This window comes from Streptomyces sp. MI02-7b (genome assembly GCF_033793585.1).
Classification (GTDB): Bacteria; Actinomycetota; Actinomycetes; order Streptomycetales; family Streptomycetaceae; genus Actinacidiphila.
Genome location: NZ_JARAWX010000013.1, coordinates 105,113 through 126,172, shown reverse-complemented (window position 1 = coordinate 126,172; position 21,060 = coordinate 105,113). Strand labels below are relative to the sequence as shown.

Annotated in this window: 17 protein-coding genes; 7 read left to right on the top strand and 10 right to left on the bottom strand. The window is 73.0% G+C overall.

Translation table 11 applies throughout. The features are described from left to right. Positions 1-122 precede the first annotated feature (122 nt). Both PV364_RS22285 and PV364_RS22280 read left to right on the top strand, forming a co-directional pair. On the top strand, positions 123-1,148 hold the full coding sequence (locus PV364_RS22285) for a phosphotransferase family protein (RefSeq protein ID WP_319662052.1): 1,026 nt from the start codon (positions 123-125) through the stop codon (positions 1,146-1,148). 2 nt (positions 1,149-1,150) lie between these two features. Then, entirely contained in the window at positions 1,151-2,377 is a 1,227-nt protein-coding gene (locus PV364_RS22280; protein WP_319661933.1) for an acyl-CoA dehydrogenase family protein, read from the top strand. 82 nt (positions 2,378-2,459) lie between these two features. Here the strand turns inward: PV364_RS22280 and PV364_RS22275 are convergent, their stop codons facing one another. The 6 genes from PV364_RS22275 to PV364_RS22250 form a co-directional block, all read right to left on the bottom strand. Continuing rightward, on the bottom strand, positions 2,460-3,734 hold the full coding sequence (locus PV364_RS22275; RefSeq protein ID WP_319661932.1) for a glycosyltransferase family 87 protein: 1,275 nt from the start codon (positions 3,732-3,734) through the stop codon (positions 2,460-2,462). Positions 3,735-3,814: 80 nt separating this feature from the next. Continuing rightward, positions 3,815-4,801 (bottom strand): NADPH:quinone oxidoreductase family protein, encoded by a 987-nt coding sequence (locus tag PV364_RS22270; protein WP_319661931.1) that lies wholly within the window; start codon positions 4,799-4,801, stop codon positions 3,815-3,817. A gap of 22 nt (positions 4,802-4,823) precedes the next feature. After that, positions 4,824-5,429, bottom strand: coding sequence for a TetR/AcrR family transcriptional regulator (locus PV364_RS22265; protein WP_319661930.1), 606 nt, complete (start codon positions 5,427-5,429; stop codon positions 4,824-4,826). Positions 5,430-5,482: 53 nt separating this feature from the next. Beyond that, a complete protein-coding gene (locus PV364_RS22260; protein ID WP_319661929.1) occupies positions 5,483-7,156 on the bottom strand; it encodes an AMP-binding protein in 1,674 nt (557 codons plus the stop codon). Continuing rightward, the gene (locus PV364_RS22255; protein WP_319661927.1) at positions 7,153-7,920 is read right to left on the bottom strand and encodes an SDR family oxidoreductase; all 768 of its coding nucleotides are present in this window, start codon (positions 7,918-7,920) and stop codon (positions 7,153-7,155) included. Before PV364_RS22255 ends, PV364_RS22260 begins: the two co-directional genes overlap by 4 nt. Before the next feature lie 141 nt (positions 7,921-8,061). Beyond that, positions 8,062-10,815, bottom strand: a complete 2,754-nt coding sequence (locus tag PV364_RS22250; protein ID WP_319661926.1) for a penicillin acylase family protein — start codon at positions 10,813-10,815, stop codon at positions 8,062-8,064. A 187-nt stretch (positions 10,816-11,002) separates the two neighbouring features. Here PV364_RS22250 and PV364_RS22245 point away from each other — a divergent pair, with 187 nt between their 5' ends. After that, positions 11,003-11,605, top strand: a complete 603-nt coding sequence (locus tag PV364_RS22245; protein ID WP_319661925.1) for a hypothetical protein — start codon at positions 11,003-11,005, stop codon at positions 11,603-11,605. A 1,091-nt stretch (positions 11,606-12,696) separates the two neighbouring features. After that, positions 12,697-14,142 (top strand): amidase, encoded by a 1,446-nt coding sequence (locus tag PV364_RS22240; RefSeq protein ID WP_319661924.1) that lies wholly within the window; start codon positions 12,697-12,699, stop codon positions 14,140-14,142. On the opposite strand, the gene soxR is transcribed toward PV364_RS22240, so the two are convergent. Together soxR and PV364_RS22230 are read right to left on the bottom strand one after the other, a co-directional pair. Continuing rightward, on the bottom strand, positions 14,075-14,620 hold the full coding sequence (gene soxR / locus PV364_RS22235) for a redox-sensitive transcriptional activator SoxR (RefSeq protein WP_319661923.1): 546 nt from the start codon (positions 14,618-14,620) through the stop codon (positions 14,075-14,077). The genes PV364_RS22240 and soxR overlap by 68 nt on opposite strands. A 9-nt stretch (positions 14,621-14,629) precedes the next feature. Next, positions 14,630-15,931 (bottom strand): glycosyltransferase family 87 protein, encoded by a 1,302-nt coding sequence (locus tag PV364_RS22230; RefSeq protein WP_319661922.1) that lies wholly within the window; start codon positions 15,929-15,931, stop codon positions 14,630-14,632. 167 nt (positions 15,932-16,098) lie between these two features. Between PV364_RS22230 and PV364_RS22225 the strand changes: the two genes are divergently transcribed. Then, a complete protein-coding gene (locus tag PV364_RS22225; protein ID WP_319661921.1) occupies positions 16,099-16,560 on the top strand; it encodes a MaoC family dehydratase in 462 nt (153 codons plus the stop codon). 4 nt (positions 16,561-16,564) lie between these two features. Here the strand turns inward: PV364_RS22225 and PV364_RS22220 are convergent, their stop codons facing one another. Next, positions 16,565-17,206, bottom strand: a complete 642-nt coding sequence (locus tag PV364_RS22220; protein WP_319661920.1) for a TetR/AcrR family transcriptional regulator — start codon at positions 17,204-17,206, stop codon at positions 16,565-16,567. A gap of 83 nt (positions 17,207-17,289) precedes the next feature. Next, positions 17,290-18,441, bottom strand: a complete 1,152-nt coding sequence (locus tag PV364_RS22215; protein ID WP_319661919.1) for an acyl-CoA dehydrogenase family protein — start codon at positions 18,439-18,441, stop codon at positions 17,290-17,292. A gap of 74 nt (positions 18,442-18,515) precedes the next feature. Between PV364_RS22215 and PV364_RS22210 the strand changes: the two genes are divergently transcribed. After that, the gene (locus tag PV364_RS22210; RefSeq protein WP_319661918.1) at positions 18,516-19,151 is read left to right on the top strand and encodes a TetR/AcrR family transcriptional regulator; all 636 of its coding nucleotides are present in this window, start codon (positions 18,516-18,518) and stop codon (positions 19,149-19,151) included. Positions 19,152-19,194: 43 nt separating this feature from the next. Next, positions 19,195-21,057 (top strand): SMI1/KNR4 family protein, encoded by a 1,863-nt coding sequence (locus tag PV364_RS22205; RefSeq protein WP_319661917.1) that lies wholly within the window; start codon positions 19,195-19,197, stop codon positions 21,055-21,057. Positions 21,058-21,060: the final 3 nt, after the last annotated feature.

Sequence of the window (21,060 nt, the reverse complement as noted above, 5' to 3'; positions counted from 1 at the left end):
CGCGGCGCCGCCGGGCGCGGGCACCTCGGTGCGCGCGGCCGCCGGTTCACGCGGTGGACTGGACGACATACCGACTGGTCGGCATGATGTCGGGGACAGGTTCGGCAGTGGCGAGGAGCATGATGAGCGGTACGGAGAACCCACCGGGGCTCGACCTGGACCGGCTGCGGCGGTACCTGGACGCGCAGCGGCCCGGCCTGCTGCACGGCGCGCTCGACGGCGAGCTGATCGAGGGCGGGCGGTCCAACCTGACCTACGCCGTGACCGACGGCATCGCGCGCTGGGTGGTCCGGCGGCCGCCGCTGGGACACGTCCTGGCGACCGCGCACGACATGGGCCGCGAGCACCGGGTGATCAGCGCCCTGCGCGACACCTCCGTGCCCGTCCCCGGCGCCGTGCTCCTGTGCGAGGACCCCGAGGTCCTGGGCGCGCCCTTCTATGTCATGGACTTCGTGGAGGGCACGCCCTACCGGACCGAGAAGCAGCTCACCGAACTCGGCCCCGCGCGCACCCGCGCCATCGTCCTCGACCTGGTGGACACGCTGGTCGCGCTGCACGCCGTCGACCCCGTCACGGCCGGGCTCGCCGGCTTCGGCCGTCCCGACGGGTTCCTGGAGCGCCAGCTGCGCCGCTGGGGCAAGCAGCTCGACGCCTCGCGCAGCCGCGACCTGCCGGGCATCGACGAGCTCGCGGCCGCCCTGGGCACGCGGCTGCCCGCCTCCGGCCCCGCGGCGGTCGTGCACGGCGACTACCGGCTCGACAACGTGCTGGTCGGCTCCGACGACACCATCAGGGCCGTCCTGGACTGGGAGATGTCCACGCTCGGCGACCCGCTGACCGACCTCGGCCTGCTGCTCATGTACGGCGAGCTGCGCCCGACCCCCGGCACGCCGGTGTCCGTCACCGGCGGCGCCCCGGGTCACCCCTCGGCCGCCGAGCTGGTCGAGCGCTACGCCGCCGGATCGGGACGCGACGTGTCGGCGGTGGCCTGGTACACGGCCTTCGCGTACTTCAAGCTCGCGGTCATCCTCGAGGGCATCCACTACCGCTTCACCCTCGGCCAGACCGTCGGCGCCGGCTTCGACCGGATCGGCGCCGTCGTCCCGGCCTTCATCGACAACGGCCTGCGCACACTTGAGGAAGGCTGACCATGGACTTCGCGTACGACGCCAGGACCGAGGAACTGCGCGGGCGGCTGCTCGCCTTCATGGACGAGCACGTGTACCCCGCCGAGCCGGTCTTCCACCGGCAGCGCGAGGCGGCCGAGGGCGACGCGGTCTGGTCGGCGCCGCCGGTCGTGGAGGAACTGAAGGCGACGGCGCGGGAGCTGGGCCTGTGGAACCTCTTCCTGCCCGGTGAGCGCGGCGCGGGCCTGACCAACCTCCAGTACGCGCCCCTGGCCGAGATCACCGGCCGCAGCCCGCACCTCGCCCCGCCCGCCCTCAACTGCGCCGCCCCGGACACCGGGAACATGGAGGTGCTGAACGAGTTCGGCACCGACGAGCAGCGCAAGACCTGGCTGGAGCCGCTGCTCGCCGGGGAGATCCGCTCGGCCTTCGCGATGACCGAGCCGGACGTGGCCTCCTCGGACGCGACGAACATCGAGACCCGGATCGTGCGCGACGGCGGCGACTACGTCGTCAACGGCCGCAAGTGGTACATCTCCGGCGCGATGAACCCGAAGTGCGCGATCTTCATCGTCATGGGCAAGACCGATCCCACCGCGGACCGGCACCGCCAGCAGAGCATGATCCTCGTGCCGCGTGACACGCCCGGCCTCGAAGTCCGGCGCGGCATGCGGGTGTTCGGCTACGACGACGGGGACCACGGCGGCCACGCCGAGGTGGCCTTCCACGACGTTCGGGTGCCGGCGGAGAACCTGGTCGGCGAGGAGGGCGGCGGCTTCGCCATCGCCCAGGCCCGGCTGGGCCCCGGCCGCATCCACCACTGCATGCGGCTGATCGGCATGGCCGAGCGCGCGGTGGAGCTGATGTGCCGGCGTGCCACCGGGCGGGTCGCGTTCGGCAAGCCCCTGGCCGCGCAGGGCGTCGTCCAGGAGTGGATCGCCGAGGCCCGCGTGGAGATCGAGCAACTGCGGCTGCTGGTGCTGAAGACCGCGTGGCTGATGGACACGGTCGGCAACCGCGGGGCGCACACCGAGATCCAGTCCATCAAGATCGCCACTCCGGCGAAGGTCGGCCTGATCCTCGACCGCGCCATCCAGGTGCACGGGGCGGGCGGCGTCAGCCAGGACTTCCCGCTCGCCGAGCTGTACGCGGCGGCCCGCACGCTGCGTCTGGCCGACGGGCCGGACGAGGTCCACAAGCGGTCGCTCGCCCGGCGTGAACTGAAGCGGTACGCCCCCCGGGAGGGCTGAGCGTCACACGCTTGCGAAGGCGCCCCCGGGTCCCCCGCCCGGGGGCGCCTTCGTGTGCGGGAGCGGTGCGCGGCCGGCCCGGTCAGGCGGCCCGGCTGCCCACGCCCACCGCCTGCGCGTCCTTCCCGCCCCGCGTCTCGCCGTCCGCGACGAGGTGGACCGCCCCGGGGCCGGTGCCGGCGCGGCGGGTGGCCCGCAGCAGACGGGTCGCCGAGACCGCCGCGGCGGCCACGAGCAGCAGGTTGCGGGCGGTCAGCACGCCCACGGCCAGGACGGACCCGTCGAGCAGGTCGCGGAAGAGCAGCGGGAAGTCCAGGGTCGTCAGCACGGTCGCGGCGACCAGGAGGGCGGCGACCGGCCGCTGCGAGGTGCCGCGGTGCAGCAGGCAGACGGAGGCCAGGCCGATCAGCCAGATCAGGTACTGCGGGCTCAGGACGCGGCTGGTGACGACGAAGAGCAGCACCGCCGTCAGTGCTGCGTCCGGCAGCACCCAGGGCCCCCTGCGGTCGGCCCGCCGCCACCACCACAGCAGCCAGCAGAAGGCCAGGACCGTGCAGGCCTCGCTGGCCCAGACCGCCTCGCGGATCCAGGGGCCGACGAACTCCATGGAGCCGTCGCGCGGCATCCACCGCCCCGACCAGCCGAAGTGCCGGGCGACGTGGAACGGCAGCGCCGCCGTCGCCTCGACCTCGATGCCGCGTTCGCGCTGCGCGGCCAGGAAGTCGAAGGCCCCGGGCATGGCGACGGCGAAGCCGAGGGCGACGGCCGCCGCGGTCGCCGCCGCCGTGAGGACCGCGGTACGGGCCCGCGGGCCGGCCCGCAGTCCGCCGAGCAGGAGCAGCGGCCAGGCCTTGACCATGGCGCCGAGCCCGACGAGCATCCCGAAGGCGAGGTCGGCCCAGCGGCGCCGGGTGCCCGCCGCGATGAGGGCGCCCATGGCCGTGGCGGTCACGAAGACGTCGAAGCGGCTCCAGGGCAGCGTGATCAGCAGCGGCAGGCCGCCGATCCACATCCACGCGGCCGCCGTGCCGGGCCCCTTGCGGAGCAGGACGGCGGTCACGACGGCGTCGCACAGCGCGCAGCAGACGATGAACGCGTGGCCGTAGTCCAGCAGCGGCACCAGGCCCGGGGCGAGCAGCGGGAGCGCGGCACCGGGCGGGTACTGCCAGGTGACGTCGGCGACGGGGAAGACACCGGTGCGCAGCACCGCGTACCAGCCCGTGTACACCTCCGAGACCGACGGGTCGAGGTCTCCGAGACCGCTGAACGGGCCGAGGCGCAGCGACGCCCCCACGAGCAGCAGCCGGGTCACCGCCCAGGCCGTCCACTGCCCGCGTGCGTCAAGGCACCACCGCATCGTTCGTTTCTCCCCCTGTTCGGCGGTCCGGCCTTTGGAGAAGAGACGATCCAGGCGGCGCACAGGTTGCTCGCGGGTGATCAGCTGTTGACGACCACCAGTCGTCCCGTCGTCCTGCCGTCCGCGACGCGCTGCACGGCGTCGGCGGCGCCGGTGAGCGGGACCCGCTCGCTCACCAGGGGTTTGATCGCGCCCTCCGCGGCCAGCCGGGTCAGCTCGTCGTGGCAGCGCCGGACCGCGGCCGGGTCGTGGGCGTTGTAAAGGCCCCAATGGAGGCCGAGGACGGCGTAGTTCTTCACGAGGGCGTGATTGAGCCCGGGACTGGGGATGGTGCCGCTGGTGAAACCGACGACGACGATACGGCCCTCGAAGGCGATGCACTTGGTGGACCGGGTGTAGGCGTCGCCGCCGACCGGGTCGTAGACCACGTCGGCGCCGCGCCCGCCGGTGGCCTCCTTGACGACGGAAACGAAGTCCTCGCTGTGCCGGTCGACGACGACGTCGGCACCGAGCTCCCGGGCGGCCTTGGCCTTCTCCGGGCCGCCGACGACGCCGATGACCGTGGCGCCCGCCGCCTTGCCGAGCTGGACCGCGGCGCTGCCCACACCGCCCGCCGCGGCGTGCACGAGCAGGGTCTCGCCCGCTCGCAGGCCGGCGCGCCGGTGCAGGCCGAACCAGCCGGTCTGGTAGCCGATGTGAAGAGCGGCGGCCTCCGCGTCGTCCAGCGCCTGCGGCGCGGGCAGCACACCGGCGGCCGGGACGACGGCCCGCTCGGCGAAGGCGCCGCCGGGCAGCGCCGCGGGGGTGATGACGCGGTCGCCGGCGCGGTGTCCCTCGACGCCCTCGCCGACGGCGGTGATCTCGCCGCAGAACTCGACACCGGGGGTGAACGGCAGCGGTGGCCGGACCTGGTAGTGGCCGCGGCACAGCAGCGCGTCGGGGAAGTTGACCGCGGCCGCGCGCACCGTGAGCAGCAGCTCGCCGGGGCCGGGCTGCGGGTCGGGGAGGTCCTCGAGGCGCATCGCCTCGCGCGGTTCCCCGTTCTCGTGCACTCGCCATGCCTTCATGCGGTCCGCTCCCGGCTCCTGTTCAGGGCTGCCGCACGGAGTGCAGCAGCATGTCGGCGAAATCGGCGGCGACCTGGCCGGCGGACAGCGGTCCGTCCTCGCGGTACCAGGTGCCGAGGTGGTGCACCGCGCCGAAGAAGAAGTCCACGACGAGGTCGGGCCGGGCCTCCGCCCGGAACACCCCCTCGCGCTGTCCCTCCTCCACCAGCGCGCGGAACTTCTCGTGATAGCGGCGGCGGTCGGCCCGCACCGCCTTCTGCTTCTCCGGGCTCAGCTGGTGGATGGACCGGAAGAAGATCTTGGTGTCGTCGAGGTTCTGGATGCTGGTGACGACGACGTCCGCCGCGGCCTCGACCAGGCGCCGCTGCACGGGCTCGTCCTTGTCCGCGATCGACTCCAGGCGCTCCATCTGCAGCCGCAGCACCCGGCCGTAGATCTCGTGCAGGAGGTCGTCCTTGCTGCCGAAGTAGTGGTACAGCGCGCCCTTGGTCACTCCGGCGGCCTCGACGATCTCCTGCACCGAGGTCCGGTCGTACCCGCGCTCGGCGAACAGCCGGGTGGCCTCGGCGAGCAGCCGCTGCGGGACAGCGGTGGCGGCCGCCTTCGGTGGTGTCGTACTCCGTGCCATGGCCTGCCCTCTCTCCGTACGGTGCGCGGGACAGCGTACCGAGCGGTATGTCGTCAGTCCGCTCGTGCCCGCAACTCCCGGCGCAGGATCTTGCCCGTGGCGGTCTTGGGCAGCTCGGGCAGGACCTCGATCGCGCGGGGGTACTTGTACGCCGCGAGCCGGTCCTTGCAGTGGGCGATCAGCTCCCCGGGGGACGCGGCGGCGTCCGGGCGCAGGCTGACGTACGCCTTCACGGACTCGCCGCGGTAGGCGTCGGGGACGCCCACGACGGCGGCCTCGCGCACCGCGGGGTGCGTGTAGAGGACGTCCTCGACCTCGCGGGGCCACACCTTGAAGCCGGAGGCGTTGATCATGTCCTTCTTGCGGTCGACGACGTAGACCCAGCCGTCCTCGTCCATGAAGCCGATGTCGCCGGTGCGCAGCTCGCCGCCGGGCAGGGCCGCCGCGGAGGCCTCCGGCAGCCGCCAGTACCCGGGGACGACCATCGGACCGCGCACCACGATCTCGCCGTGCCCACCGAAGGGCAGGTCCGCGCCCTGTTCGTCGACGATCCGCACGAGGGTGTCGGGACCGGGGACGCCCACCGAGAGCGTGCCGGAGACCGGGTCCACCGGGGCCTCCAGATGGGGCGGGGTGCTGGTGGCCGGGGCGGTGCACTCGGTGAGGCCGTAGCCGTTGCGGAGGTAGTGCCCGAAACGCTCCCGGAAGGCCTCCACCAGGGCGGGCGGCAGCGGCGCGCCGCCGGAGTACAGCAGCTGGAAGGAGGCGAAGTCCTCCGGCACGGCCTCCGGGTGGGCCATCAGCGCCATGTAGGCGGTGGACGGCCCGACCATGTAGGCGGGACGGTGCTCGCGGAGCGCGTCCAGGACGACGCCCGTCTCGAAGCGGTAGGCGAGGGCGACCGTCGCACCTGCGGCGATGCCGGCGGCGAGCTGGCAGACCATGCCGGTGATGTGGAACAGCGGCGCCAGCGCGAAGATCGTCGCCCCCTCGGGGAGCACGCTGTGGGCGCGCTGCCGGTCGGCGTTGAAGCTGATGTTGCCGTGGGTGTTCATCGCGCCCTTGGGCACGCCGCTGGTGCCCGAGGTGTAGCTGATCAGCGCGACGTCCCCGCCGGTGAGCCCGGGGCCGGCCAGGGCGGGACCCACCGTGCCGGCGTGGGCGGCGGCGAGCAGGTCCTCGGCGTCCTCCGCGCCCCCGGTACTCCCGGCACCGGTCCGCCGCTTTGGCAGAACCCGCTGGTCGTCGCGGGTCTGCAGGTCGAGCTCGCTGGTGGTCAGCGGGATGCGGACCGGGGAGTCCGCGGCCGTCTTGCGGATGTAGGCGTCCCAGGCGCGCTCGGAGCACACCAGCGCGGCCACGTCGGCGTCGCGCAGGATGTGGCCGAGCTCGTGCTCCTTGTACATCGGGTTGACCGGGACGACGCTGCCGCCGGCCTTCCAGGCGGCGAGCAGGGCGACCGCGAACTGCGGGATGTTCTGCAGCACGATCGCGAGCCGGTCGCCGGTCGTGAAGCCGCGTCCGATGAGGTGGCGGGCGAGCCCGTCGGAGAGCTCGTCGAGCTCGCGGTAGGAGATCCGGGCGTCGAAGTAGGCGAGCGCGGTGCGGTCCGGCACCCGCTCCACGGTGGCGCGGAAGGTGTGCAGGAGGGTCGGCGGCGGGTCGGGGAGGGTGCGCAGCTCCTGCCTGAAGTGCTTGAGCCAGGGCTTGCTCTCGTACGAGGTCATGCCGCTCCCCCCTCCTCCAGCTTCCGCTGCATCCGGTTCATGGCGTCGATCCAGTGGTCGGTGTCGCCGGCCCGGGCCGCGTAGTACCCGGCGGCCTCGGGGTGCGGCAGGATCAGGAAGCGCTCGTCGGCGATGCCCTGGAGCACGGCCTCCACGACGTCCTCCGGTTCGATGGCGCCGGGGGCGAGGACGAGTTCGCCGGCGTGGCCGGCCGCGCGCAGCATGTCGGTGCGCACGCCCTGCGGGCAGACGGCGTGGACGCGGACGCCGCGGTGGCGGTAGGTGACGGCCAGCCACTCGGCGAAGGCGAGGGCCGCGTGCTTGGTGACGGAGTACGGGGCGTCGCCGACCATGGTCAGCAGTCCGGCGGCGGAGACGGTGGCCACGAAGCGGCCCTCACCGCGCTCCAGCCACTCCGGGAGCAGTTCGCGCGCCGCCCGGACGTGCGCCATGACGTTGACGTCCCACACGTGCTGCCAGACCTCGTCGTCGGCCTCGGGGCCGGCCATGGAGCCGATACCGGCGTTGGCGCAGAACAGGTCGATGCGGCCGCCCAGCGCCTCGCGGGCCGGCCCGACCACGCCCGAGGCGTCACCGGGCAGGCAGATGCCGCCGATCTCCTCGGCGACGGCCTCGGCGGCGGCCTTGTTCAGGTCGTTGACGACGACACGGGCGCCCTCCGCGGCGAATCGGCGGGCCAGCGCCGCACCGATCCCGCCCCCCGCACCGGTGACGACCACCCGGGCATCGCGCAGCGCTTCCATCGCGTCTCCTTCGACTCGTACGGCTCCCTTCGCATACTAAGCGGTCGGTCAGAGAGAGGGAAGGTCATGCCGCCCGGACACGGGCCGGGGCCCGGCCGAAACGGCCGGGCCCCGGATCGCGGCACGGGCGGTCGCACCGGGTCAGCGGTGCGCGGCGAACTCCACGACCTGCTGGTAGGTCGGGCGGTTCTGCCAGCTGATCTTGCCGTGCTTGATGCCGCCGAGCGGCCGCTGGATCACGGTGTCGGCGCACCACTGGTCGCCTGCCGAGCAGTTCTCGTCGCCCGGGTAGACCTGGGCGGCGGTCGCCGCCGCGGCCTGCTTCAGGGTGGTGATCAGAATGTCCCGGCAGGCGCTGAGCGAGCCGCCGCCGCAGTAGCTCCTGGCCAACCCGCCCTGGACGGGCTCACCGAGGACCTGGCGGATGTCCTTGTCGACATAGGACCACCAGCCGTACTGGAAGGCGCTCCCGGCGTGCGCGCCGGTCGGGCCGTGCCCGGCCGAGGGCGACTCGTCGACGGTCAGGTTGGCGGTGAGCGCCGCGTACAGCCCGCTGCCGAGGCCCGGTTCGAACTCGGCCTTGACCAGCAGCGGCCACCACGCGTCCAGGATGCGCACCGCGTCGGCATTGGCGTAGGTGTGCGAACCCGCCGAGGTCTCCTTGCGCTTGGCGCCCGCGGTGACCCAGTCGCCGAGCTTCGTGACGGCCGCGGCGGCCGCCGGGTCGGAGACGGCGCTGCTGCGGATCACCTTCAGCAGGTTCGGCAGCACGTCCTCGCCGCGCAGATCCGTCAGCGCCGCGTCGGCCATCGCCCGGGTGAGCTGCGCCCTGGTGACCCCGCCCGCGGCGACGAGCTGCTTGACCCGGTCGTCGAGCAGGTCCCCGCGGTGCACCGAGCCGTTGCCGAACCCGGCCGCGTCGTACCCCTTGGCCTGCCGGTTGTTCCAGGAGACGTAGTAGTCCTGGTCGACGGACTGCGGGTGCTGGGCGGTCGGTGTGTAGTCGGCGGTGTTGTGCGCGGGGTCGAAGCCCTGCCACTCGTACGCGCTCTCGGCGCGGACCGGGAAGGTCCCGTCGACGCCGGTCTGCCGGACGGGGTTGTCGCCGCTGTTGTAGTACGCCGTGTGCTGGGAGTCGGCGTAGAACCAGTTGAAGGTGTAGTTGATGTGCTGCACGGCCTCCTCGAAGGAGGCGGGACCGGTGACCGCGGACGGGTCGTTGAGCATCTGGAAGCCGACCACCGAGTCGGCCTCGTGCATGTAGGAGCTGCGCAGGCTGGTGAACGCCACCTTCTTGCCGCCGACGGTCCCGCGGTACTCCACGGTCCCGTACTTGGTCCGGTAGACCTGCATCCGGTACGAGCCGGCGGCCGTGCCGTCGGCGGTGGTCGGCGTCCAGGAGTTGCTGCGCTCCAGCTTCTCCATGGGCGTGCAGGTGCCGTGGTAGAGGTAGTGGACGTCGTCCTGGCACAGCTCGACGGCGTAGGTGTCGGTGATGTCCTGGGCGGAGGTCGTCGCGCTCCAGGCGAAGTCCGGGCCGCGGCCCAGCTCCACGTACATGCTCAGACCCGCGAAGGAGGCGCCGCGGGCGCTGATCCCGGGCCCCTGGATCTCCTGCAGCATGAGCAGCTGCGGCGCGAAGTAGCCGGTCTGCGGGCCGAAGACGGCGACCGGGTGGCCGCTCGCGGTGTGCGCGCCGCTCACCAGCAGGGCGTTGGACATGCCCCTGGTGTTGGCCGACAGGGCCGTATTCGCCGCACTCCTGGACGCGGCGGCGGCCTTGGCGGTCGCGCCGGTGCCGGTGCGGTCGTAGACCAGCGGTTCCTCGGTGACCGAGCCGGCGTCGGGCATCGCCGTGCCGCGCGGGGTGTCGGGGCGCACGGCGTACGGGAAGCTCTCCCCGTTGTGGACGGTGAGCACCGCCTCGGGGTCGTCACGCTCGCGGAAGGACTCCCACACCTTGGTGCCCTCGGTGACGCCGTACTTCTCCTGGGCCGCCAGCAGCGACAGCGCGTTGGTCACCTCGCCGCCCCCGCCCGTGCCGAAGAGGGCGCCGATCACGGAGGCGAGCGCCACCAGGTCGGTGGGCTTGAACTTCTCTATGGTGCCGGCGTTGGTGATCGCGTCCTTGTGACCGGTCAGCACGTACTCGCCGGGGAAGTAGCGGCCGCTGTCGGATGCGGCGATGTAGGCGTTGACGCCGTCCACGTACGCGCTGACGTCCGCGTACGCCTGCTGGCCGCGCGCGCCGTTGTGGGAGGCGATCCAGTCGATCTGGGCCTGCAGATCGGCCTCGGTGTACGGGGCCGCGCGCCAGAACTGCTGCTCCAGGCCCTGGTTGGCCAGGGCGCCGCCGGCGAACGAGGTCAACTGCCCCCGGCCCACGTGCCGGAAGAGGTCCATCATCCACAGGCGGTCCTGCGCCGCGGCGTACCCCGCGCCGAACTCCGTGCCGTAGCGGGTCGTCCCGGAGATGTGCGGGACACCGGTCTTCTTGTCGCGCGTGATCGTCACGTCGCTGCGGGGCGAGACGGTGGACGCCACCTGGCCGGCGGGGACGCCGAAGGACGCGTCGTTGAAGAAGGTGTTGATCGTGGCGTTCGTCAGGCCCTGGTACCCGGTGGCCAGATTGGCGTACGGCCCGAGCTGGTCCTCCGCGTGGTCGGGCTGGGTGCCGAAGATCTGGTTGAGCAGGATCTGGGCGAGAGTGGCGTTGCCGTTCTCCCCCGGCGGCAGGATGTCGGAACACTGCCCCTGGCAGTAGTCGTTGGGCGTGGCGGCGGCCGCGGGGGCCGCCCATGGGAGCGGCGCGAGCAGGCTCGCGCCCAGTACGAGCACCGCCGCGGCGGCACCCGCTCTCAGTCTTGACCTGAACCTGTCAATCTGCACACGCATGACCGCTCCTCCCGAAGGCCGGTGTGACGCAGATTACTTCGAAGTTGACCCACGAGTAAGATGAACATGCGTCACGTTTTGAGCACACGAGATCGGCCGGAACTCACCGCACCGGGGATGGATCCGGATCGCCGTCCGTTACGTCCATTGGACAGCGATGCGAACCCGATGACGGAGGTGGCATGCCATGGCCGGATTCCGAAGTCTCGCGAGACAGGTGCGCGACCCGCGGTGGTCCCCCACCCAGCGCCGCACCTACCTGCGGCGATGCCTGGAGCGCTTCGCTCCGTACGGGCACCGCGCGACCTGGGACCACCTGTGCGCCCGCGCCGGGTTCGCCCCCCAGGACCGCGAACCCGACCCGGCCCGCCTGCTGTCCGCACTCGCGGAGCTGGAGGAGGCGCGGGCCGTCTGGCTCGCGTACGAACGGGAGTTCGCCGCCCGCCGCAAGGAGGAGAAGTTCTCCGGCATCCGGCAGCCCGGCGCGCTCGACGACTGGCACCGGCGCACCTGGGGCGGCAACGGGGTCGCCTGGTGCGACGATCCGCTCACGCACCCCTCCGACCGGCTCGCGGACGTCCTGCGCCGCATCATCACGGCGATCGACGCGGGGGCGGGGCGCGCCTGCCCGGTCTGCGCGCAGGAGCGGCTCCTGTGGCGCGACCGTCTCAACCACTATCCCGGCGCGGGACCGGTGTGCGCGCACTGCGGGATCGTGGTGCCGCTTCCCGTCCTGACGGGGGCGGCGGTGGCCGCGGCACGGGGGGAGTTGCTTGCCGCCGCGGGCTGACCCGACGCTGCGCTGGCTGTCCGGGTGGGTTTTCCCCGCCCGCCCTCCCGTGTGCCCTGTGAAGTCAGTGACCCCGGCGCGCGTTTCGTGGGGGCCGGGTGCGGGGCCTCCGGGGCCGGCCATTCTGGACAGCACATTTAGGTGCCTCAAGCACCCTCAACTGATCACCCCGGGTCATGCACCCAAATATGCTCCACAGTCCAGAACACCCACCCCTACGACCCCGCCCCCTCCGTTTCGTATCGCGCCTGATCCCCGGTGGGGGGTAGAAGCGGCACCGTGCCTGGGGCCGCCCGTTGGCGCGCCGCACGCCAGCCGCCCAGGCAACCGCCACCTCGCCCCCGCACCGGCAGTGGCGTTCGGCACGGCCTCGGACGAGACAATCTGGTCGAGCCACTTGCAGGCGCCGCCAGCGCACAGGACCGGACGACCTCACCGCCCGCAGCCGCGTCTACCCCCTGCTCCCTGTGGAACCCGCCGCCGCGCAGGACCCCATGAGACCCGCGATCCGCCCCTCGCAGACACACCGCACGCCAGCCGCCGAGTGGAGTTCGACGCGGCCGGCAAGACGACCCGGCCGAGCCACTCGCAGGCGCCGCCGAGCGCACAGGACCGGACGACCTCACCGCCCGCAGCCGCGTCTACCCCCTGCTCCCTGTGGAACCCGCCGCCCGGGAAACCCCATGGGACGCGCCCTCACAGCCGGTCGGCCCGTGTCCAGGCAACCGGGGGCACCCGGACCGCCTCCATACCCCCCACCGGGGATCAGGCGCGACAACCTACGGAGGGGGCGGGGCCGTAGGGGTGGGTGTTCTGGACTGTGGAGCATATTTGGGTGCACAACCCGGGACGAGATGAGCAGGTACCCGAGGCACCTAAATGTGCTGTCCAGAATGGCCAGCCCCGGAGGCCCCGCACCCGGCCCAAGAACCACGCGCGCCGGGGTGCGTGACTTCATGGGGCACACGGGAGGGCGGGCGGGGAAAAAACCCACCCGGACAGCCAGCGCAGCGCAGGGGCTGACACCTACCGGAGGGTAATGCGACGATGCCGTCGCAGGTCCAATCGACGTGGGACGGGACGGTACCGGCATGGCCGAGCTGCACGATCTGACCGCACGGGAGCAGGGCGCCGCGATCCGGGCCGGGGAGGTGTCCCCGGTCGAGCTCACCGACCACTACCTGGCCCGCGTCGACCGCCTCAACGACACCGTCGGCGCCTACATCACGGTCACCCCGGAAATCGCCCGCAAGCAGGCCGCCGACGCCGAGTCGGAGACGCTGGCGGCCCGCCGCGAGGGCCGCCACGAGGAGTTGTCGCCGCTGCACGGCGTGCCCGTCCCCGTGAAGGACCTCAACTTCGTCGCGGGCGTGCGCTGCACGCTCGGCTCGCGGGCCTACGCCGACCACGTACCGGACGTCGACGACCACGTCGCGGCGAAACTGCGCGCCGCCGGCACGGTCCTGCTGGGCAAGACCAACACCCCCGAGTTCGGACTGCCCTGCTACACCGAGAACCGGCTGGCCCCGCCCGCCCGCACCCCGTGGGACCTGGAGCGGTCCGCCGGCGGCTCCAGCGGCGGCGCGGCGGCCGCCGTCTCCGCGGGGCTGGCGCCGGTCGCCCAGGGCAGCGACGGCGGCGGTTCCATCCGCATCCCCGCCTCCGTCTGCGGTCTGTTCGGCATCAAGCCGAGCCGCGGCCGGGTCAGCGCGGGGCCGGTGCAGCACGACGTCAGCGGGCTGAGCACGAGCGGACCGCTCGCCCGCACCGTCGCGGACGCCGCGACGCTGCTGGACGTGCTGGCGGGTGGGATGCCGGGCGACCCGTACGGCGCGCCGTCGCTGCCGCCCGGCGAGACGTTCGCCTCCTACGCCGCGCGGGAGCCCGGCCCGCTGCGGGTGGTGGGGCTGCCCCAGCCGCCGGTTCCGGGTGCCGAACTGCACCCGGACTGCCGTGCGGCGTACGACGGCACGGCGGAACTGCTGCGCGAGCTCGGCCACCAGGTCGACGAGGTGGATCTGCCCGTCGACGGCGCGATCCTGGACGCCTTCACCCGCGTGTGGGGCGTGATGGCCACCGTCTACCCGGTCGCGCCGGAGCAGGAGGAACTGCTGATGCCGCTGACCCGGCACCTGCGCGCCGAGGGCGCCAAGGTCTCGGGGCCGGACTTCGCGGCGTCGCTGTACGCGTTCCGCGCACTGGGGCAGTTGATCGCGGACGCGCTGCTGTCCTCGTACGACCTGGTGCTGACCCCGACGCTGGCGCAGCCGCCGGCGCCGGTGGGCCCCACGGGACTGCGTCACGACGGCGACCCGGCCGCGGAGTTCGCGGGGCTCGCGGCCTTCACGCCGTTCACGCCGATCTTCAACGCCACGGGCCAGCCGGCGGTGAACGTGCCGCTGCACTGGACCGAGGGGGGCCTGCCGATCGGTGTGATGTTCGGCGGCCGCTACGGGGACGAGGCCACGCTCATCTCGCTGTCGGCGCAGCTGGAGGCGGCCCGTCCGTGGGCCGCGCGCAGGCCCGCGCTCTGGTAGTCGCCGCGGCGGGGCGCGGCGGCTGCCCGGCGAGCAGCCGCCGCGCGCCCGGCCCCTGGTCGCCGAGTACGTCGCCGGGGTTGGACAGGGCGCAGCGGTCCAGGGAGAGGCAGCCGCAGCCGATGCAGTCGTCGAGGCTGTCGCGCAGCCGGGTCAGCTGCTCGATGCGGGCGTCGAGTTCGGACCGCCAGCCCGCGGACAGCCGTGCCCAGTCGGCCCGGTCGGGGGTGCGTCCCGCGGGCAGGCCGTCCAGGGCCTCGCGGATCGCCGCGAGGGGCATGCCGACCCGCTGGGAGGCCCGGATGAAGGCGACCCGGCGCAGCGCGTCGCGGGTGTAGCGGCGCTGGTTGCCGGCGGTGCGCCGGCTGCGGATCAGTCCTTTGGACTCGTAGAAGTGCAGTGCCGAGACCGCCGCGCCGCTGCGTGCGCTGAGCTGGCCGACGGTCAGTTCGCGTTGTTCGGTGGGGAGGGCGGCCATGCCCCGACTCTACGAGAGCGTCGTGAGTTTCTTGCGGCGCGGGACGCTCGCCCGCCACAGCCGGGCGCAGGACATCGCGGCCGCGCCGACGAGCAGGGCGTTGCGGATCGCGACGACGCTGGTGCCCTGCCAGGAGTTGCTGACGACCTCCTCGAAGAACAGCGGGTAGTCGACCGTGGTGACGGCGGTGGCGAGCAGCAGCAGGACGGTCACCGGGCGCTGCGTCGTCTGCCGCATCGTCAGGCAGACGGCGGCGAGCCCGATCAGCCAGATCAGGTACTGCGGGCTGATGACACGGCTGGTCACGGTGAAGAGCAGCACGGCGGTCATGGCGGCGTCGTAGGGGGTGGCCGGCGTCCAGCGGGCCGCCCTCAGCCGCCACACCAGCAGCCACACCAGGGCCGCGCCGGTGAGCGCGAGCGAGGCGGTGGCCACCCAGGTGACGTACGGGCCGATGAACTCCATGGAGCCGTAGTGCGCCCGCACCCGGCCGGGCCAGCCGAGCAGTGCCGCGACGTGCAGAAAGGTGCCGCCGAGCGATTCGACCTCGACCCCGCGGTGGTGCTGGGCGGCGACGAAGCCGGTGGCGCCGCGGAAGAAGACGGTCAGCACCGCGAGCAGGGCGGCCGCCGAGACGCCCACCGCGGTCCACGCCTGGCGGGTCGTGCGGCCCCGCGGGGTGCCGAGCACGGTGAGCGCGGGCCAGAGCTTGATCATGGCGGCGAGCCCGACGAGGGCGCCGCCCAGCCGGGGCCGCACGGGCACCGCGAGCAGCGCGCACACGGCGACGGCGGTGACCAGGAGGTCGTAGCGGGAGTAGGGCAGGTGCATCAGCAGGGGCAGCCCCAGCACCCACATCCAGGCCCCCGCGATGCTGCGGCCGGGCCGGTTCCACCCGGCCCGCAGGAGGGCGGCCAGCACGAGGGCGTCACCGAGGAGCGAGAGCAGGACGAAGCCCTGCAGGTAGCTCAGGCCCGGCAGCAGCGCGGGCGTCAGCATCACCAGGGCGGCGCCGGGCGGGTACTGCCATGTGACGTCGCGCACCGGGTACGTTCCGCGTTCGAAGCCGTGACTCCAGTGCTGGTAGAGGTAGTAGACCTCGCGCGCGATGTCCCCGTGCCCGGCCCGCAGCAGCGCGAGCATGACCACCCGGCTGGAGAGCCAGTACGCGCCGAGCGCGACCCAGGCCTGCGGCCAGGTGGACGGCCGCAGCAGGACGCGGCGTTCACCGGGGACGGACGGCCCGCTGCCGTACCGGACCTCCGTTGTGTCCCAGTCGTGCGGGCTGGTCTCCGTCCGGGCCTCGGCCACTGCCGCCTCCTCCACCGCCACAACGCCACATTCGGGGCATATGGCTATGCAAGATAGCCACAAACCGGACGGAGGCTTCGTGATACGCGCCGGAGGGCGGGGCGTTGACAGGGATCGGCCCGTCGCAGCATGCTGAGCAAGCGCTTGGACAGTACGGGAGGCATGACATGGGACAGCCCAGGATCTTCACGTCGGTGGACGAACTGAAGGCCGCCGTCGGCGAGGAACTCGGCACGACCGACTGGCTGGAGATCGACCAGAAGCGGATCGACCTCTTCGCGGACGCCACCGGCGACCACCAGTGGATCCACGTGGATCCGGAGAAGGCGGCGCAGGGCCCCTTCGGCACCACCATCGCGCACGGCTACCTGACGCTGTCGCTGATCCCCTCCTTCACCCCCGAACTGATGCGCGTCGAGGGCGTGAAGATGGGCGTCAACTACGGCGTCAACAAGGTGCGCTTCCCCTCACCCGTACCGGTGGGTTCGCGACTGCGTGCCACGGGCCAGGTGGCCGAGGTCACCGAAGTGCCCGGCGGAGCACAGCTCGTCGCCCGCATCACCCTTGAGCGCGAGGGCGGCGACAAGCCGGTCTGCGTCGCCGAGACGGTCGTGCGCTTCTACCTCTGAGGCCTCACTCCCGGCCGGAGCCGGCCGGGCCGTACCCGACCATGCGCAGGGCGAGATCGGCGTAGAGCGCGCCGATCCCGTCCGGCGTGCGGCGCCCGCCCGGGTTGAACCAGCGGGCCACGTCGATGCAGAGCGACAGCAGCGCGACGGTCGTGCCGGAGACGTCGGGGACGTCGAACTCCCCCGTCCGCACTCCGTCGCGCAGGATCGAGCGGACCGCCGCCTCGCTCTGCCGGCGCAGTTCCACGATCTCGGTGTAGTGCTCGGGGCCGAGCGCGCCCAACTCGTACTGCACGACCCGTCCGGTGGTGTGGTGCTCGGCGTGCCAGCGGACGAACGCGCGCACGGCGTCGGCCAGGCGCCCGGCCGGGGAGCCCTCGCCGCCGGCGGCGTCCTGGAGCAGCCCGAGGGAGAGCCGGTGGCCGACCACGCTGATCTGGTAGAGCAGCTCTTCCTTGGTCTTGTAGTGGATGTAGAGCGCCGCCGGGCTCATGCCGGCGCGGCCGGCGATGTCGCGGGTGGTCGTCGCGTGGTAGCCGCGCTCCGCGAACGCCTCGACCGCGGCGATGACCAGCCGCCGGGCGGCATCAGGGGTGATGCCGGTCCATGCCTCGGTCCGCTCCGACCGCTCCGCCTCCACGTCCATGGCGGATACCCTACATGCCCACTGAGCAAGCGCTTAGATTCCGAGCGGTCGGTCGAACGGGGACGGGCGGCGGCCGGGCCCGGTCAGAACGCCGAGACCCCGGTCAGGTCACGGCCGATGAGCAGCTTCTGGATCTGGCTCGTGCCCTCGTACAGGGTCATCACACGGGCGTCGCGCAGCAGCTTGCCGACCGGGTACTCGTCGATGTAGCCGTAGCCGCCGAACACCTGCAGCGCGTTGTTGGCGCAGCGCACGGCCGCCTCGCTGGCGAAGAGCTTGGCCTTGGACGACTCCGCCGCGAACGGCTGCCCGCGGTCGATGAGGTCGGCGACGCGCCAGGTCAGCAGGCGGGCGGCGTCCACGTCGAGGGCGATGTCGGCGATCAGCTCCTGCACCAGCTGGTGGGCGGCGATGGGCCGGCCGAACTGCTCGCGCTCCTTGGCATAGCCCACGGCGGCGTCCAGGGCCGCCTGGGCGATGCCCACGCAGCCGGCGGCCACCGACATCCGGCCCTTGGCCAGTGCCGACATCGCCACCGAGAAGCCCTTGCCCTCGGGCGCGATCATCGAGGAGTCCGGTACGCGCACGTCCTCGAGCACCAGCTCGGCGGTCGCCTGGCCGCGCAGGCCGAGCTTGCCGTGGATCTCGCGGCGGGTGAGGCCAGGGGTGTCGGTGGGCACGAGGAAGGCGCTGACGCCCTTGTGACCGGGGGTGTCATTGGTGCGGGCGAAGAGCAGGACGACGTCGGCCCAGGTGCCGTTCGTGATGAACATCTTGGTGCCGTTGATCACCCAGTCGCCGCCGTCCCGGGTCGCCCGGGTGGTGAGGTGGGCGGCGTCCGAGCCGGTGCCGGGTTCGGTGAGGCCGAAGCAGCCGACGGCCTCGCCGGAGGTCAGCCGGGGCAGCCAGGCGCGCTTCTGCTCCTCGGTGCCCCAGTGGGCGACGGACTTCGCGACGAGGCCGAGCGAGACCGAGACGATGCCGCGCACGGACGAGTCCCCGCGGCCCAGCTCCTCGGTGACCAGGCAGTACGCGAGGTGGTCGCCGCCCGAGCCGCCGTACTCCTCCGGGACGGTGAGGCCGAGGAAGCCCACCGCGCCCAGTTTCTTCACGATGCCGCGGTCCACGCTCTCGGCGCGGTCCCAGGCCGTCGCGTGCGGCGCGATCTCGCGCTCGGTGAAGTCTGCGGCCAGGCGGCGGACCGCGGCCTGCTCCTCGGACAGCTCAAGGTTCACGACGCACCCCGGTGTTGATCCACTCGTTAATTAGCAGTGCTAGTTTCCTGCTCGCAGCCTCTACTATGTGGCGCATGGCCCGTCCCCGCAAGCCCCTGCTCAGCCGCGAGCGCATCGTCGCCGCGGCGCTCGCGCTGGTGGACGCGGAGGGGCTGGCGGCCGTCTCCACCCGGCGGCTCGCCGCGGAGCTCGGGGTCAGCGGGCCGAGCCTGTACAACCACTTCACGACGAAGGACGGGATCCTGGACGCGGTCGCCGACGCCGTCGTCGCCGAGGTGGACCTCGCCATGTTCGAGGACGGCCGCGACTGGCGTGACGCGCTGGTGGACTGGGCGCGGTCCTACCGCGCCGCCCTCGCCGCGCACCCCCACATCGTGCCGTTCCTCGCCCAGGGACCCGGCCGTCGCCCCGCGGGCCTGCGCATGGCCGACGCGGTCTTCGGCGGCATGATGGCGGCGGGCTGGCCGCCGGCCCACGCGACCCGGGTGGGCGCGCTCATGCGGTACTTCGTGGCGGGGTCGGCGCTGGGCTCGTTCGCGCGGGGGTTCGTCGACGACGCGTCCGCGTACGACCCGGCGGACTACCCGCACCTGGGGCAGGCGCACCTGCTGGCGGAACATCAGCAGCGGGTGGACGAGGGCGCGTTCGAGACCGGGCTGCGGGCCCTGGTGGACGGGCTGGCGGTGCAGTTCGCGGCGCTGCCGCGCTGAGCGGCCGGGGCCCGTTGTCGGTGGCCGGTGCGACGATCGGCCCATGACGGACACGGCCTTCGACTGGCGGTCCTTCCTCGTGCGCTGGAGCGAGGAGTGGGCCGACGCCCAGGACCCGGACGACTCCCTCTCCGAGGACGACGCGGCGGCGGTGCGCGACCGCTGGCTGGGCTTCGCCCCGGCGGACGCGGAGCGCATCGCTCTGGCGGAGGAGCGGCTGGGGCGCCGACTGCCGCCGTCCTACCGGGCGTTCCTCGAGGTGAGCGACGGGTGGCGGCACGCGGGCAGGACTGTCCCACGGCTCGTCGGCGCCGAGGGGACGCGGTGGTTCGAGGACGTCAGCGGGTTCGCGGACATCCACAGGGTCGATCCGGACGAGGTTCCGTCACCGCAGGACGTGGTCCGCGCCGGCATGTGGGGGCGGGCCCTGCACGTGAACGACACGTCCGACGCCGTCCACGTGCTCATGGACCCGGGCGACACGGACGAGGACGGGGAATGGGCAGTCTCCTGCTTCGACGTCTGGTCGGGACATCCGCCCACGCGGTACGCGTCGTTCCGGGATTTCATGGAGGGCGGGTACCGGGCGTTCCACCGGTCGTCCATGATCCACAGCGCCCGTGGCGGAGGGGAGTTCGCCAACTCGACGACGCGGGCGCTGGACGCCGCGGTGGAGGACGCCCGGCGCGACGCACTGGGCGGACGGTACGAGCGGGCCGAGACGGCGCTCAGGGAGGCGGAGGAGTACGGACGGCCGGGCGCGGAGCCGCTGCGCGCCCAGATACGGCGGCTGCTGGTCGGAGGCCGGACGACCGGTCTCGGCGGGCCCGCGCTCGACCCCGTGTACGCGCACGACCTGTTGGCGCTCCTGGCCGCCGAGCACGTACAGGACCGACGTGACGACGCCTCGTGGGAGTCGGTCGTGCGGGATGCCTCCGGCGAGGTCCGCGCCCTGGGCCAGGAGTTGCTGCGGAGCATGCGGGAGGAGACCTTCCGCTACACGGCGCCGGGCGCCTTCGGGGAGGCCGTCGACCGGGCGTGGGAGCAGGCGCGCTGGGGTGGCACCGACGAGGCATGGCGCACCCTGCGCGCCGCGCTGCCGGACTGGGAGCCGGCGGGTCCGGCTCTGCTCGCTCCGCTGGGTCTGCTCGCGGACCCGGTCCTCGGGCCGCTGATCACGCCGGAGCGCGGAGAGGAACTGCTGGCCACCCCGCGCGCCGGCGAGGCGGGAGTGAGGCCGCAACCCGCCGCCGACGCCGATCCGGCCGGCCTCCTCTGGCTCCCGTCCACCATGGGGAACCGACGCGGTTACCGCTTCGTCCTCGTGGAGGGCGCGCCCCCGGACGCGCTGCCCGGGCTGCTGGGGACGGAGGGGGACGACGGACTCCTCCGGGGCGCCTCCCGCACGAACCCGCCTTCCAAGGGCGCGACACGCATGGCCACCGGCAGCGCCGGCGGGGGCTGGTGCTTTGCCTTCGACGGGCTGCCGCCCGCCTTCGACGAGGCACGGTTCGTCTCGCCGGCGGCCGCCGCGTCCCGGGCCGGACGCGCCGTCGTGGTCTGGGGCTGCCCGGGAGGGGCCCACGGGTCGAGGTCGTCCGACCTCTTCCACCTGTCGGTCGCCGAGAAGGGCGAGGAGTCCTACGCGTTCACCGTGCACGGCACCGGGGTCCGGCGGAGCGGCAGTGTGCCGCCGGACCTCGATCCGGGTCGTCTCTTCTGCCCCGAGGACTTCCCGAGAGAGGGTGAACTGCGTGCCCTGGGGGCGATCGCCGCCGCGTTCGGGGTGACGCTGCCGCGCTTCGCCCTGACGCGGAGCCGCCTGCCGACCTTCACGACCCACGCGTGGACGCGGCCCCCGGGACCGGATGACGGGCAGGTGACCGTGACGGCCGGTCGAGGGTGAGCG